Below are 15,979 nucleotides of genomic sequence, written 5' to 3'. Positions count from 1 at the left end.
AAAAACCCCCCTTAGGACGAGGTCCCGAGGGGGTTTTTGCGTGGGCGGGTACGGAAGAAAGAAAGCCGCCGGGGCGGCGGCAGAAAATCGGGCGCCTCAAAAGCATTCAAGCGTTGACTGCGATCTCTTTGGCAGGGACTGCGGCCATTTGCATCATGCCCCGGGCGGCCACTTCAATGGCATCGGCGACCATATCGGCCAGGCAGCTGCCGCGGTCGTCGATGCACCACATGACCTCGGCACCGATGAGGGTCGACAGCAGGAGACTGACGTATTGGGTGGTGGGCACATGGGCCGAGAGGTGGTTTTGCAGCTTGCCCTTGGTCACAATGTGATTCAGGCACTTGAGCAGATCGCGGTCTTCTCCGTAAAAATTATTGTCCGGAAAGGTGAAATAATTGGCAACGATGGCCTTGATGATGCCCTTGCCGCGCTTTTCGTATTCCGTGTAGGAAATTTTGACGAAGCGGGTGACCATGGGCAGAAAATCTTCGTCCTGCACCCGGGCAAAGGCTTGGGCATAAACCGCATCGGACTGTCGGAAGGTGTCGAACAGCAGGTCTTCCTTGGATTTAAAATAGGTATAAAAGCTGCCTTTGGCCACGTTGGCCCGGGTTGTGATGTCTTCGATGCTGACATTGCCAAATCCCTTTTCGTTGATCACTTGGACAGCGGCGTCGTAAATCTTTTTTTTGGTTTCGATGGCCTGCAGCTGACGCTTGGTGAGCCGAGGCTTTTTTTGGATGGCGCTCATCATATCACCTCGTTATTGTGCCGGCTTCGGCGCGTCGGCCGACGCATCTGACCGGGTATAGCACTTCATCACATAGGGATCCAGGTGGTAAAAGTCTTTGATATGGTCAAAGATCAGCGCGGCGGCTTCGTCCAGATCGGCCTTGTGGATGCTTTGGATCAGCGGCAGATGATGATGGATCTGCACGAGACTGGTTTTGATGTCCTTGTATTTGGAAATCTGCACCAGGTGCACCTGCTGATAAAGGGCGTATTGTTGGCGATACAAATAGGCGTTGCCGGAAATTTTGGCAATAGCCAGATGAAAGTCGTTGTCGGCCTTGATGCGCAAATAAATGTCTCCCCGGGCGGCGGCTTCCTCGCAGGCCTTAGCCAGCTGGCGCAGCCATTCAAAGTCGGCGGCGCTGCCGTAATAGGAGGCAAGGTTGGCACAGAGAATATCCTGGGACAAACGCACCGTGCCGATTTCTTTAATCTCTTTATCCGAGAGGTCGTTCACGGAAGCGCCGCGGTTGCGCCCGATGGTGACGAGGCCTTCGGCCGCAAGCCGGCGCAACGCATCGTGAACCGGCGTTCGGCTGATGTTGAGCTTGGCCGAGATCTGCGGTTCGGAAATCTTGCCGCCCGGCAGCAGTTCCATGTGAAAAATCATTTCTTTTATTTTTTGATAGGCTGTCATTGATTGAGAACCCATAGATAATACCTCCTAAAAAAGAGATGACGCCGCCGGTTGTGCAGCCGCCATCAAATCTCTTAAATATTTACAGTATATAATAACCGAATGTGCGATTCAAATATTTTTAGTGCAATTTATCATTTAAAAAACAATAAAAAGTTTTCTCATTCATTATTGACAAAGGATTTCAAACGGTGTATTCTGTGTGTATATTAAAAATATGCATGCATTTTTATGGTGGTGTATGTTGAAATGTTGCGGAGAGGACGAACAAATCGTTATTCGTGACGTGAGAAGGAGGTAAAGAATTGTGTCCAAAAAAATCGCATTAATGGACGGGAATGAAGCGGCGGCTTATATTTCGTATGCCTTTACGGAAGTGGCGGGGATTTTTCCGATCACGCCGTCTTCACCCATGGCGGAACATGTGGACGAATGGGCGGCGAACGGCAAGAAGAATCTCTTTGGCCAGCCGGTTGAAGTGGTTGAAATGCAGTCGGAAGGCGGAGCGGCCGGGACGGTTCACGGCTCGCTGCAATGCGGCGCACTGACCACAACTTACACCGCGTCCCAGGGACTTTTGCTGATGATCCCGAATATGTATAAAATCGCCGGAGAAATGCTGCCGGGAGTCTTTCATGTGTCGGCCAGAACGCTGTCGGTTCACGCGCTGTCCATCTTTGGCGACCATTCTGATGTAATGGGCGTCCGCAGCACGGGCTTCGGCATGATCGCATCTTCCTCTCCGCAGGAAGTCATGGACCTGGGCGCGATATCTCACTTGGCGGCGATTCACTGCCGGATGCCGATCCTGCACTTCTTCGACGGCTTCCGCACCTCTCACGAAATTCAGAAGATCGACGCGCTGGATTACGAAGATCTGCGCCTTCTGGTCGATATGGATGCAATCAGGGCGTTCAGAAAGCATGCGCTGAACCCGGAGCACCCGGCGACCCGCGGAACCACGGTCAACCCGGATATCTTCTTCCAGTGCCGCGAAGCGTTGAATACCAACTTTGACAAATTGCCCGACGCCGTTGAACACTATATGCAGGAAATTAACAAGCTGACGGGCCGCGATTATCATTTGTTCAATTATTACGGCGCGGACGATGCCGAACGCGTGGTCGTGCTGATGGGCTCCGGCGCGGAAACCACCCGCGAAGCCATCGACTACCTGGTCGCTAAGGGCGAAAAGGTCGGGATGATCAACGTTCACCTGTATCGTCCCTTCGCCGCGGATTATTTCTTAAACGCGATCCCGAAGACGGTCACCAAGATGGCCGTGCTTGACCGCACCAAAGAACCGGGCGCCATGGGCGAACCGCTCTATCAGGACATCTGCGCGATCTATAAAGAACGGGAACTGCCGATGACCATCGTCGGCGGCCGCTACGGCTTGAGCTCCAAGGATACCACCCCGGCTCAGATCGTCGCCGTGTTCGACAATCTGAAAGCCGACAAGCCGAAGAATAACTTCACCATTGGGATTGTCGACGACGTGACTTTCACTTCTCTGCCCATCGGCGGTGAAATCAACACCACGCCGGAAGGCGAAACCAGTGCCGAATTCTGGGGCATGGGCTCCGACGGGACCGTGGGTGCCAACAAGAACTCCATCAAGATCATCGGGAACGCCACCGACCTTTACTGTCAAGCCTATTTCGTGTACAACTCGAAGAAGTCCGGCGGTTTGACCCAGTCTCACCTGCGCTTCGGGAAGAATCCGATCCACTCGCCCTACTTGATTCAGGCGGCGGATTTCGTGGCCTGCCACAATCCCTCTTATGTTCACAATTACGACATGGTGAAAAACCTGAAGGATGGCGGCACCTTCCTGCTCAACTGCCAGTGGGATATGGACGAGCTCGAGGCTAATCTGCCGGCGAGTATGAAACGCCAGCTGGCCGAAAAACACGCCCAGTTCTACACCATCGACGCCATCGACATCGCCCGCGAATTGGGGCTCGGCGGTCGCACCAACACCATCTTGCAGTCGGCCTTCTTCAAGCTCTCCGGCGTGATTCCGATCGAACAGGCCGTTCAGGAAATGAAGGACGCCAACTATAAGTCCTATTTCAAGAAAAAAGGCCAGAAGGTGGTCAATATGAACAACGCGGCCGTTGAAAAGGGCGTCGACGCCTTCGTGAAGATCGATATTCCCGAAAGCTGGCGCACCGCCGAAGATCCGAAGGTCGAAAATGGCGTTCCGGACTTCATCAAAGAAGTGGTGGTGCCGATGAACCGCCAGGAAGGCGACGCGCTGACCGTGGCTCAGATGACCAAATACGGTCTCGAGGACGGGACCTGGCCGGCGGGGACCACCAAATACGAAAAACGCGGCGCGGCGGTGGAAGTGCCGGAATGGGATCTCACCAAGTGCATCCAGTGCAATCACTGCTCGCTGGTCTGCCCCCACGCGGCCATCCGCCCGGTGCTCCTCGACGAAGCGGAAGCCAAAGCGGCGCCGGCCGGCTTTGAAACGAAGAAAGCCGTCGGCAAGGACATGGGCGCCTATCAATTCCGCATTCAGGTTTCTCCCTACGACTGCACCGGCTGCGGCAGCTGTGTCAACGTCTGCCCGTCGAAGGAGAAGTCGCTGGTCATGAAGCCTTTCGCGTCCCAGCTGAAGGAAGCCGACAACTGGATCTTCGGCGTCGAAAAGGTGGCCATCAAGACGGCGGTGGCCAACGACAAGACCATCAAAAACTCCCAGTTTGCAAAACCCTACTTTGAATTCTCCGGCGCCTGCGCCGGCTGCGGCGAAACCCCCTATATCAAGCTCATCACCCAGCTCTTCGGCGACCGGATGTACATCACCAACGCCTCCGGCTGCTCCTCGGCCTACGGCGGCTCCACACCGGCCTCGCCCTATTGCACCGACCAAAAAGGGTATGGCCCTACCTGGGCCATGTCCCTCTTTGAGGATAATGCAGAATATGCCTACGGCTATGTGCTTGGTCAGGATGCCGTCAAGCGGCAGCTGAAAGATAAAGTGCAGCAGCTCAAAGAAGCGGGAATTGCCGAAGCGGCCTGCGCTGATTATCTCGAAAGAGGCAATGATGCAGCGGTCTCTCGTGAAGTAAGTGATGTGCTGCTCGACGCGATCGCAAGCGATACCAGTGACGCGGCCGAATTTATCCGCGACAACAAAGAATACCTCACCAAGAAGAGCGTTTGGGCCTTCGGCGGCGACGGCTGGGCCTACGATATCGGCTATGGCGGTCTCGACCATGTGCTCGCCTCCGGCAAAGATATCAACGTACTCGTGCTCGATACCGAAGTGTATTCCAACACCGGCGGCCAGGCATCGAAATCGACAGTGACCTCCGCCATTGCGAAATTTGCCGCCAGTGGAAAAGACACCAAAAAGAAAGACCTCGGCATGATGGCCATGAGCTATGGCTATGTCTATGTGGCGCAGGTGGCTCTGGGGTCGGATTATAATCAGACCCTCAAGGCGATCCGTGAAGCCGAAGCCTATGACGGCCCGTCGCTGATCATCTGCTATTGCCCATGCATCGAGCATCACATGAAGAAGGCCATGGGCCAATCCATCACCGAGGAAAAGAACGCGGTGGAAGCCGGCTACTGGCATCTGTATCGCTACAATCCGGATCTGAAGAAGCAGGGCAAAAACCCGTTCACGATGGATTCCAAGGAACCTAAGGGCGACTTCCAGGCTTTCCTCATGGGAGAAAACCGCTACGCTTCCCTCAAACTTTCCTTTCCCGAAAAGGCTCAGGAACTTTACGACAAGGCTGAACGGGATGCCAAGGAAAGATATCAAAGCTATCTGACGTTGGCTAACAGAGAACCATAAAACCATCACGCAAAGTTTATTTGGAAATAAAACCGACTCGGCAGGGACACTTGCCGAGATTCGGTTTTCAGATTGAAAAAAGAAGGAGAAAACCATGGCTTTAATGACAGGCGATCAATACGTCGAAAGTTTGCGCAAATTAAAAACGCGAGTGTATATCTTTGGCGAACGCGTCGAAAACTGGGTGGATCATCCCATCGTTCGTCCCTCCATTAACAGCATTAAAATGACCTACGACCTCGCCCAGGATCCGGCCTATCGGGATCTGATGACAGCGACCTCCAACCTGACCGGCGAAACCGTCAACCGCTTCAATCACCTGCATCAGTCTGCCGACGATCTGGTGCGAAAGGTTAAAATGCAACGGCTGCTCGGCCAGAAAACGGCATCCTGCTTCCAGCGCTGTGTGGGAATGGATTCCTTCAACGCGGTGTATTCCACCACTTATGAATGCGATCAGGCCCACGGCACCCATTATCACGACAATTTCAAGAACTTCCTGAAGATGGTGCAGGAAAACGACTATGTGGTTGACGGTGCGATGACCGACCCGAAGGGGGACCGCGGCCTCGCCCCTCATGCCCAGCCGGATCCGGACATGTTTGTCCACGTGGTGGCACATCGGGACGACGGGATTGTCGTCCGCGGTGCCAAGGTTCACCAGACCGGCTCCATCAACTCCCATTGGCATTTGATGATGCCGACCATCGCCATGCGCGAAGAAGACAAGGATTATGCGGTGTCCTTCGCCTGTCCCAGCGATGCGGAAGGGGTCTATATGGTTTATGGGCGCCAGTCCTGCGACACCCGCAAGCTGGAGGGCAGCGACATCGATGTCGGGAATCCGAAGTTCGGCGGCCAGGAAGCCCTGGTGGTTCTGGACGATGTTTTTATTCCCAACGCATATATCTTTATGAACGGCGAAACCGACTTCTCCGGCATGATGGTCGAACGCTTTGCCGGTTATCATCGTCAGAGCTACGGCGGCTGCAAAGTCGGTGTGGGCGATGTGGTCATCGGGGCGGCAGCCCTTGCGGCGGAATGCAACGGCGTCGAATGCGCGTCCCACATCAAGGATAAGCTTATCGAAATGACCCATTTGAACGAAACGCTTTATTCCTGCGGGATTGCCTGTTCCGCCGAAGGGCATGCGACCCCGGCCGGCAATTATCAAATCGATTTGCTGCTCGCCAATGTCTGCAAGCAAAACATCACCCGCTTCCCCTATGAAATCGTCCGCCTGGCCGAAGATATCGCCGGCGGCCTGATGGTCACCCTGCCGGCCGACAAGGACTTTAAGTCGGCGACGGTGGCGGGCCGCAACGGCGAAACCATCGGCGATATCTGCACCAAATACTTCGCGGCTCACGAAGGCATCCCGACAGAAGACCGCGTGAAGGTCATGCGTTTCCTCGAAAACGTCTGCCTCGGGACCGCGGCCGTCGGTTATCGGACCGAATCCATGCACGGTGCCGGTTCGCCCCAGGCCCAGCGCATCATGATTGCGCGCCAGGACAATATTCAGGGCAAAAAGCAACTGGTTAAGGATATTGTTGGCATCGAAAAATAATCTAAACGGCGCGATAAAAGGCGTCGCCATCATAAAACCCCATATGCCCATATGGGGTTTTAGTGGATTGCATAGGGCTGTGATCTTCGGCAGTGCAAGGGGATAAAGAGGTCGGCAGCATTAAAACAAGACGGTGAACCGGAAGAAATAAACGCAGCTGTTGTTCTGAGTCGAGAACTATGATATGTTTATGAAAAATTGAAGATTCGCGCAGACGGACATCCTGGGTGATCAATGTGTTAAGTGAAGGAGTGAGGGAGAGAAATGAAGCGTGCGGATTTATTGACGGCCCTTTCCGAATGCGGCTGGGGGGCGGCTGTGGTGGGAAAGGATCATTGCATTCAGCAGATTAACGAAGCCGGGGTTAAATTGCTCCATGGTGACGGCTCCATGCAGGGCCTGCCCTTTCCCGATCAGGCCGCTGCGCTCTTGGACCCCGATGCCAAGGAGCAGTTTATTTGCCTGCGGTTCGGCGAATATCTCACCCGCTGTGACGGGCCGGAACCGGAGGATTTGCCGCCGGGTGGCCGTTGGGTGATCTTTCGCGATGCTGCGGATGATTATTTTCTGACGATGATGCAGAACGTCGTCGAGCACATCAAAGAGGGAGTGGTGATGTGCGACGCCGAAAGCCGGCTGAATTTCTTTAACGGACCGGCGATTAAGCAGGATTCGCTGGTGGCCAAGGATGTACTCGGCGAAAACGTCAACGATGTGTATCGGATGAACGACGGGAAAAATTGTCTGCTGCCGGAAACGGTCAAGTCCCGCAAGCCGGCGCTGAACGAGCGCCACCGTTACACTACGCGTTTCGGCAAGTCGGTGGACACCATGGCCAACACCTACCCGGTATTAAAAAGCGGTCAGGTGCTGGGCGCCTTCAACATTGTGGAGGACTGGAGCACCGTCTCGGACCTGCACAGGCAGATTATTGATCTGCAGGAACGGCTGGTGGCCAGCCGGGGATCGGAAAAAGCCAAACGGCCTAAGGCGCTCGGCGCGCGCTTTACCTTTGACGATATCGTTTATAACAGCGCGGCGATGCGTCGGGTGGTGAGCCAGAGCCGGCAGATTGCCCGCACCGATGCCGCGGTGATGATCTACGGCGAAACGGGAACGGGCAAGGAACTCATCGCCCAGAGCATTCACAACGCGAGTCTGCGGGCCGACGGGCCGTTTCTCGCCATCAACTGCGCGGCGCTGCCGGAAAATCTGTTGGAAAGCCTGCTCTTCGGCAGCGTGAAGGGAGCCTATACCGGGGCGGAAAATCGGCCCGGCCTCTTCGAGCAGGCCAACCACGGCACCTTGCTTTTGGACGAGATTAATTCCATGGAAATTTCTCTCCAGGCCAAGCTTTTGCGCGTGCTGCAGGACGGCGTGCTGCGGCGGGTCGGCAGCGAAACCGAAACCCGCATCGATGTGCGGGTGCTGACCTGCATCAACGTGCCGCCGCTTCAGGCCATTGCGGAAAGCAGATTACGGCAGGATTTGTTTTACCGCCTCGGGGTGGTGAATATCGAACTGCCGCCGCTGCGCGATCGGGCGGAGGATATCGCCCTGCTGACCCGGCACTTTATTCTGCAGTTTAATGCCAAAAATCACCGAGAGATCCGCGGGATTGATACGGCGACGGCGGAAATCTTCTGCCAATACGACTGGCCGGGCAATGTGCGGGAGCTGCAGCACGCCATCGAGCAGGCGATGATCCTCCTGCCCCAGGACCAGACGATGATCACCGTGGATTATATTGCGCCGCACATTCTTTCAGACAGTCATCCGCGTCCCGAGGCGGCGCCGAGGCCGGCGGCAATGACTGCGGAATCTCTTTCCGACAGGCTCAAGGATATCGAGCGGGACACCCTGGTGCGGGTACTGACCGAAAACCGCGGTAATATCACCCGGGCGGCCAAGGCGCTCGACATGAGCCGGCAGAATCTGCAGTACCGTATTAAGCGCTACCAGATTGACATCCGATCCTTGAGAAGCAAACGGTCGTCAGAAAGATGAGTTTCGGCAAAGAAAGTGAGACAAACAGCAAAAACTTTTTGCATAGGCGGTTTTATAATAAGGATATCCAAATGGTATTGAAATTTCAGGAGGGTAATCATGGATAATTTTCAATTTTATAGTCCGACATTCTTTGAATTCGGCAAAGACGCAGAAGCCAAAACCGGGGAATTAGTCAAGCGCTTCGGCGGCCATAAAGTGCTCATTCACTACGGCGGCGGCTCCGTCAAACGCTCCGGCCTGCTGGACCGCGTGATCAAATCTTTGGACGAAGCCGGCGTCGCACACGTCGAGCTCGGCGGGGCGCAGTCCAACCCGTTCAGCGATTTGGTTTACGAAGGCATCGAACTGGCCAAAAAAGAAAAGGTCGACTTCGTGTTGCCGGTGGGCGGCGGCTCGGCCATCGACTCGGGCAAAGGGATTGCCCTCGGCGTGGTTTACGACGGGGATTTCTGGGATTTTTACGACGGCACCTGCCCCCTCGTGACTAAAGCCCTGCCGGTCGGCGTGGTGCTGACCAGCGCGGCCACCGGATCCGAAGCGTCCACCGACTCGGTAGTCACCCGCAAGGAAACCAACCTGAAACGCTGCGCGGAAGGCGATATCCTGCGCCCGGTCTTCTCCGTGATGAATCCGGAAGTCACGATGACTCTGCCGCCGTATCAAACCTACAGCGGCATCATCGATATGTTCTCCCACTGCATGGAACGTTACTTCACCACCACCAAGGAAGTGGAGCTCACCGATCGGCTGCTCGAGGCGCTGATGATCGTGATCTACCGGGAATCCAAACGCATCAAAGCAGATCCGAACAACTACGAAGCCCGGGCCAACATCATGTGGTGCGGCACCCAGGCCCACAACAACATCACCGGCGTCGGCCGCGCTCAGGACTGGGGCACCCATCATCTGGAAAACCAGCTGTCCACCTTCTACAAATGTTCCCACGGCGCGGGTCTCGGCATCCTGCATCCGTCCTGGATGAAATATTGCCACAAGAAGGACATCATGCGCTTTGCCCAGTTTGCCGTCCGCGTTTTCGGCTGCGAAATGAACTTCGAAAATCCGGAAGAAACGGCGCTGAACGGGATCGACAAATACGAAGAATGGATCAAGTTCATGGATATGCCCACCACCATCACGGAAATCGGCGGCAAGGAAGAAGATATCCCGGCCATGGTCGACGATATGTTTAACGGGGCGCCGAATCACGGCAACTTCTTAAAACTTACCAGAGAAGACGCGGCCGCGATTTACAAAATGGCCCTTTGATCTTTTGCTGCCATCTTCTTCAGCCTTCAATCAAACACACACGGCGGCCTCCCGAAAGGGCGGCCGTTTTTTGTATGCCGACAACCACGCGTTTGACGCGTGGTTGAGTTTAATGCATAGTCGGTGATTGGCGCTGATATCTGCATGCGTTTAAGGATGCTCGTTCAACCTGTCGGCGGCGGAAGTTTGAAGGCGGAAGTAGCCGTTCCGGTCTGTAAACGATTTAAATTCTGAAATCCGGCAAAGAGAATCTGAAAAACGGCACCGTTTTTTGATGGGGAGGGTGTAAAATGGTTGCAAAGCATTGCAATGCGCTCGGTCAGGATTGTTAACGGAGAGGAGGAGAAGCAAATGGATTCAAAACAAGCTAAAGGCAAGAATCGCGGGTATACGATGCGCCCGGCGGTTATGTCGGTCACATTGGTATTGTTTGTGGCGATGCTGATCGCCGTCGCGGTCAACGCCAAGCAGTTTTATCATGTGCTCAACGAGCTGATCATGAACAACGCCATGTGGCACTTCGGCTGGTGTTTGAGCTTGATCTGCCTGGCGATGGTGGTTTTCTGCATTGTGGTCATGGTCACGCCCATCGGCAACATTCGCCTCGGCGGGCCCAATGCCAAGCCGAAATTCAGCTATATGCAGTGGTTCGGCATTTCGCTGTGCACCGGTATCGGCGCCGGCGTGGTATTCTGGGGCTCGGCAGAGCCGCTGATGTTCGCCATGCAGCCGGCCATCAGCGAAGGGATCAAATCCGGCAGCAACGGGGCGGTCATCTGGAGCATGGTGCATTGCTTCCTGCAATGGGGCTTCACCCCCTATGCCACCTGTGTGGTGATGGGGATTATCCTGTCGTATGTCATTTTGAACAAGAAAGCGCCTTTCCGCACGAGCTCGTTGCTCATACCGATCTTTGGCGACAAGGTGGTCAACAGCCGCGGTGCGGATGTCTTTGACGCGCTGACGACCTTTGCGCTTACTGGAGCAGTGGCCGGCGGCCTGGGCTACGGTGCGATGCAGCTTTCCGCCGCGGTGAAGGCCTTCGCCGGCATCAATCCCACCATGTGGGTGTATGTGGCGGTGATCGCTTTTATGTTTGTGTGCTACAACGCGTCGGCGCTCAGCGGGCTGCGCAGCGGCATCACCTGGCTGTCCAACAAAAATGTGCAATTTTTTTTCATCTTATTGATTTTTGCCTTCTGCTTCGGTCCGACGTCGTATATCTGCAATCTGTTCACGGCCAGCATCGGCGAATATATCACGAAATTTTTCTCCATCAGCCTGAACACCATGCCCTTCCAGAATTCCGGCATGTGGGCCCAGAACTGGGATATGTATTGGTGGGCAGACTGGATGGCCTATGCGCCGCTGCTTGGGCTCTTCATGGTCCGCGTGGCCTACGGACGCACGATTCGCGAATTCATCGCGGTGGAATGGGTCTTCCCGGCGCTCTTCGGGATCATCTGGTTTGCCGTGTTCGGCGGGACCATCCTCCACGCGCAGCTTTGGGAGCATATTAACTTTTGGCATATCTATCAAACTCAAGGCGCCGAAGCGCTGACCCTTTCGACCTTTAATGTGCTGCCGCTTTCGACCATCGCCAAGATTTTCATGCTCATTATTATCACAATTTCGCTGGTGACTCAGTGCGATTCGATGACGGTCACCCTGGCCAGCATGAGCATCAAGCAAAGCGATGCCAACACGGAGGCGCCCTGGCCGCTGAAGATTTTCTGGGGTCTGGTCTTTGCGATCATCGCGGCGGTATTCGTGGTGCTCGGCGGCATCGACGGGGTGAAGACCGTCAAATCCTTCTGCGGGATTCCGCTGGCCTTTGTCTGCGGCTGGCTGACTTATGGCTTTATCCGCTATTTGGGTAAGCGTCCGCGGAATACCGACGGCTCCTATGTCGACGAGGAAGCCTGCGCGAAGGATCCGGACAACGGCGAACCGATGGCGCCGCGCAGCAAATACAAATGGCTTAGAAAAATTGGTTGGTAGCCTCTTAAAGATTCCTCTTTAAGTTGCCGCATCGTGGCTTTGCTTCGATGCGGCTTTTTGTGCGCGGCGGGAAGGTGCGGACAATCTAATAAAATGCAAGAAATTCTAACTCAAGTGCAAAAATATCTTTTTTTACGCTGCCAAATTCATTTTCACAGATTTACGGCAAATTGAATGCGATTTTTGGCAAAGTATGCATCATGAAAACCTTTATAATAGGAAGTGTAAAGGTTCTATATCGCAGGCTGTGAGAGCGGCTGAAAAAACCTTTTGTGTTTTCTCATTTTTTATTGACACATTTTGGAGGAGGGGAACATTGAATATTGCAACCGTGATTCAAAACGTCGATAACTTGCTGTGGGCGATGCCTTTGATTGTTTTGACATTCTTTGGCGCACTCATTTACTGCTTTGTTATCAAATTTGCTAATGTCAGAAAAATTGGGCTGCAGTGGAAGCTGCTCACGAGCGGTGCAGGCTCCGAAGAAGGGATTTCGCCATTTGAAACTTTCTGTTCGGTCGTGGCTTATCGCGTGGCTGTCGGGAATATCGGCGGGGTTATGGTCGCGATCATGTGGGGCGGTCCAGGCGCCATTTTCTGGATGATCATTACCGCTTTGGTCACCTCTGCCATTGCCTACGCTGAAAACAGTTTGGGCCAGATTTACAAGGTTCGGATGGACGGTCAATACCGCGGCGGCCCGTACTTTTATATGGAACACGGCATTCCATGGAAACGCTTAGGAAAGGTTTTCGCGGCGCTCTTCGCAGTCCTTGCCGCCGTGGGTGTGCCGTTTATGGTCACCGGCCCCAGTGCCAACAACATCGCCATGGCCTTCAAGAACAGCTTTAACGTTCCGGCCTGGGTTTCCGGTGCGGTGATCGCGGTGCTCTTGCTGCTGGTTGTTGCCGGCGGCATCCGAAGAATCGCTTCTTTCTCGACCATCATCGTTCCGTTCATGACCATTGGCTACGCGATCATCACCATTGTCGTTTTGGCAACCCACGCTTCCAGCATTCCGGGCACCATCGGGTTAATCATTTCTTCCGCGTTCACAAAGAGCGCCATCTCCGGCGGGATTCTGGGCGGGGCCTTCTCCTATGGAGTTAAGCGGGCGGTCAACTCCTCCGGATCCGGCTTCGGGGAAACACCGGCTTCAGCCGCTGCGGCGGAATGTGCACATCCGGCATCCCAAGGGCTTGTTAACGCATTCTCCGTCTATATTGACGTGTTTGTCTGCTTCTGCTCCGGGATCATGGCGGTGATTGCCAATTGCTACAATGTGGCGATTCCGGGATCAAAGGTCTTAAATCCCAACAGTCTGGCGCAATTTGCCCATATTGGAAGCGGATCCGCCGTGATGAAGCAACAGGCGCTGAGCGCGACCGCCGGTGTGGTTTGGGTGCAGGAAGGCGCCAACGCATCCTGGCCGGTCATCGGCGGCGCTATCATCGCCATCGCGCTGACCTGTTTTGCGTTTTCCACCTGCATTGCCTATTATTATGAAGGTGAATCCGGCATCGCTTATCTTTTCAGACATCTGCCGGAAAAGAAACGGATGAAATTCATCTGGGGCGTTCGCATTATCATGCCGATCATGTTCTTCATCTGGGCCAACCTTGAAGCCAGCACGGTCTGGGCGATTTCGGAAATCATGTTCGGATGCATGGCATGGCTCAATCTGATTACGCTGATGATCGAAATTCCCGTCGTTAAAAAGGTCTACGACGATTACATGGCACAACGAAAAGCCGGCGTCGCGGATCCATACTTCAATCCGCAGAGGCTCGGCATCAAAAACTGTGATGTCTGGATGGACATCAATAAGGAACAAATCGAAGCCGATGCGGCCAGAGAGGCGGCATTGCCTGCCGGTCAGGCGGCCGAGTAGCCTTCACGCATCGATTGGATAGATGCGCTGCGAAAAACCGCACCGGTTGCCGGCGCGGTTCGCTTTTGAACAGCGGGGCCGGGCGGCGCCCGGCTCATTTTAAATTTTTAAGACAAAGGAGATAAACATGTTAAAAAATGCGGACCGGAAATTCAAATTGGGTATGCACAGCTACACGCTGCATCTGAGCGGCTTTGGCGAAAGCTGGGGTTTTCAGAGCGAAGGGAGAACCTATGCCTTTGAAAAAACCATGAATTTGGACGATTTGATGGATTTGGCCGTCAAAGAAGGGATTGAAGTGCTGCACATCACCCTGGTCGATCTGGATAACGACACCTCAGCTGAACATCTGGCGGCGGTCAAGGCCAATGCGGAAAAGCACGGGCTGGATCTGGAACTCAATATTTCCTTTAACGCGCCCAGCGATCCCCGGGTCAACGCCACCATCGAAGAAGCCCTCGAAGTGGGCCACGCGATCGGCGCCAAATTGGTTAAATTCTCCACCGACGTGGAACATCCTCACCCGATTTCTCACGCCTGCATGTGCCCGGAAGCCATGGAACAAATCGCGAAGATCATCATGGACTTCAAGCGCAATATCCCCACCATCGAAAAATACGGCATGAAGATCGCCATCGAAAATCATTGCGACCTCTTCGCCGACGAAGTGATCTACATCGTCAAGCAACTGCATCATCCGCTGATCGGCGCCTGCTGCGATACGATCAACTCTCTGGTGATGGCTGAAGGCATCGAAGCGTGCGTGCGCAAAATGGCGCCCTACACTTATTGCGTGCACTTCTGCGACAATAGAATTTTCGCCGATCCCGATGGCACCCATTCCCTGGGGTGTGCCATTGGCGACGGGGATGTGGATGTGGCGGAAATCATGAAGATTCTGCGCGAACAGGCACCGCCGGAACTCGACACCATCGACCTCGAAATCGAACTGCCGTTGTCCGGCTATTCCATTGAAGAGGGCCGCCGGTTGGAAATCGACGAAATGCGCAAATCCATCAAATTCATGAAGGAAAAACTGGGCATTGGCATTCAATAAGCCGGCCCATGATTAGCCTCTTTAAGCCCCGGTAACGGGGCTTTTTTAGACGGTTGGATTTAGAAAAGAAAGGTGAGCGTATGCGAATATTGACGATCACCGCCAGACCGAGAAGCGGGGACATGTCGAAGCGACCGGCAGATGGTTTATCGCCGGGGCAAGGCAGCTGGGCACGCCTTTAAATGGTTTGATACGGCTTCTGCCGATATCTATCCAAACATCTGCAGTCTGGGAGAGGCGCCTTATGCGATTGATGATGATATCCGCGCACGGTATCCGAATATCATCGCAGCGGATGGCGTCGCCTTTGTTATGTATGCCGCGGTACGGCCTGATTTTTGGCGCAGAACAAGATGACGACGGCATCGACCGCATAAAGGCCCATCAAAAGGCCGTTTTGCTGGTGACGGCCGGACTGGGCCACTCCCGGGCGATGGATGGAATCGTCGCGTCCTTTAGAATTAATTTTTAAATATCTGGAATGGGAGAGCGCCGGCACGGTGCCGGGATTTGACGGATAGAATCGGGATGATGTGGAGGTCAGCGTCTATCTGGATCAGGCGGATGCGCTGAGGCCCGGCGCTTCGGAACGATCCGGAGAGCGGGAGGACTGCCGAATGAAAGGTCGCGGATTTTGAAAAACGATAAACTTGATATCGAGTGATCCAAACGCCAATTAAAAAAGGCTGAACCTAAAATATAACTGGGTTCAGCCCTTGCTTGTTTAGGGACGAAAGTTTTTGAAGCGGCTGGCTTTTAAATGTAAGGAGTTGTGGTTGACGGACAAGGTCCGCCCAGAGCAGAGAGGGTCTGGATACCGGCATCGCGGGCAGCGCGAACGGCCTGACGGACCGCACCGGCGTCGCCGTATACGTTGATGAAGCCTTCGTTCGAGGATTTCGTGCCGTGATCCGGCGAGCAGTAGCTGA

10 protein-coding genes are annotated in these 15,979 nt (G+C 54.4%); 8 read left to right on the top strand and 2 right to left on the bottom strand.

Going from position 1 to position 15,979, the window contains the following annotated elements:
* Positions 1-106: 106 nt before the first annotated feature.
* The gene (locus V3C63_RS09735) at positions 107-754 is read right to left on the bottom strand and encodes a TetR/AcrR family transcriptional regulator (RefSeq protein WP_329887585.1); all 648 of its coding nucleotides are present in this window, start codon (positions 752-754) and stop codon (positions 107-109) included.
* A gap of 12 nt (positions 755-766) precedes the next feature.
* On the bottom strand, positions 767-1,447 hold the full coding sequence (locus V3C63_RS09730) for a GntR family transcriptional regulator (protein WP_329887584.1): 681 nt from the start codon (positions 1,445-1,447) through the stop codon (positions 767-769).
* Positions 1,448-1,760: 313 nt separating this feature from the next.
* On the opposite strand from V3C63_RS09730, the gene nifJ reads away from it, so the two are divergent.
* From nifJ to V3C63_RS09690, 8 genes are all read left to right on the top strand, one after another.
* Positions 1,761-5,252 carry a pyruvate:ferredoxin (flavodoxin) oxidoreductase gene (nifJ, locus tag V3C63_RS09725; protein ID WP_329887618.1) on the top strand — a complete coding sequence of 1,164 codons (3,492 nt, stop codon included), beginning with the start codon at positions 1,761-1,763 and terminating at the stop codon, positions 5,250-5,252.
* A gap of 94 nt (positions 5,253-5,346) precedes the next feature.
* Positions 5,347-6,822, top strand: a complete 1,476-nt coding sequence (locus tag V3C63_RS09720) for a 4-hydroxyphenylacetate 3-hydroxylase family protein (protein WP_329887583.1) — start codon at positions 5,347-5,349, stop codon at positions 6,820-6,822.
* Positions 6,823-7,086: 264 nt separating this feature from the next.
* On the top strand, positions 7,087-8,829 hold the full coding sequence (locus V3C63_RS09715; protein ID WP_329887582.1) for a sigma-54 interaction domain-containing protein: 1,743 nt from the start codon (positions 7,087-7,089) through the stop codon (positions 8,827-8,829).
* 99 nt (positions 8,830-8,928) lie between these two features.
* On the top strand, positions 8,929-10,101 hold the full coding sequence (locus V3C63_RS09710) for an iron-containing alcohol dehydrogenase (protein WP_329887581.1): 1,173 nt from the start codon (positions 8,929-8,931) through the stop codon (positions 10,099-10,101).
* A gap of 351 nt (positions 10,102-10,452) precedes the next feature.
* Positions 10,453-12,102 (top strand): BCCT family transporter, encoded by a 1,650-nt coding sequence (locus V3C63_RS09705; RefSeq protein WP_329887580.1) that lies wholly within the window; start codon positions 10,453-10,455, stop codon positions 12,100-12,102.
* A 316-nt stretch (positions 12,103-12,418) separates the two neighbouring features.
* Complete coding sequence (locus V3C63_RS09700; protein WP_329887578.1) at positions 12,419-13,993, top strand: alanine/glycine:cation symporter family protein; 1,575 nt, start codon at positions 12,419-12,421, stop codon at positions 13,991-13,993.
* A 163-nt stretch (positions 13,994-14,156) separates the two neighbouring features.
* Entirely contained in the window at positions 14,157-15,050 is an 894-nt protein-coding gene (locus tag V3C63_RS09695; RefSeq protein WP_425355380.1) for a sugar phosphate isomerase/epimerase family protein, read from the top strand.
* A 244-nt stretch (positions 15,051-15,294) separates the two neighbouring features.
* Complete coding sequence (locus tag V3C63_RS09690) at positions 15,295-15,522, top strand: hypothetical protein (protein ID WP_329887576.1); 228 nt, start codon at positions 15,295-15,297, stop codon at positions 15,520-15,522.
* The last annotated feature ends 457 nt before the right edge of the window (positions 15,523-15,979 follow it).

The sequence above is a fragment of the Pseudoramibacter faecis genome (assembly GCF_036289405.1).
GTDB lineage: Bacteria > Bacillota > Clostridia > Eubacteriales > Eubacteriaceae > Pseudoramibacter > Pseudoramibacter faecis.
The sequence above is the reverse complement of the archived record's forward strand: the minus strand, read 5'-3'. Positions and strand labels throughout refer to the sequence as shown.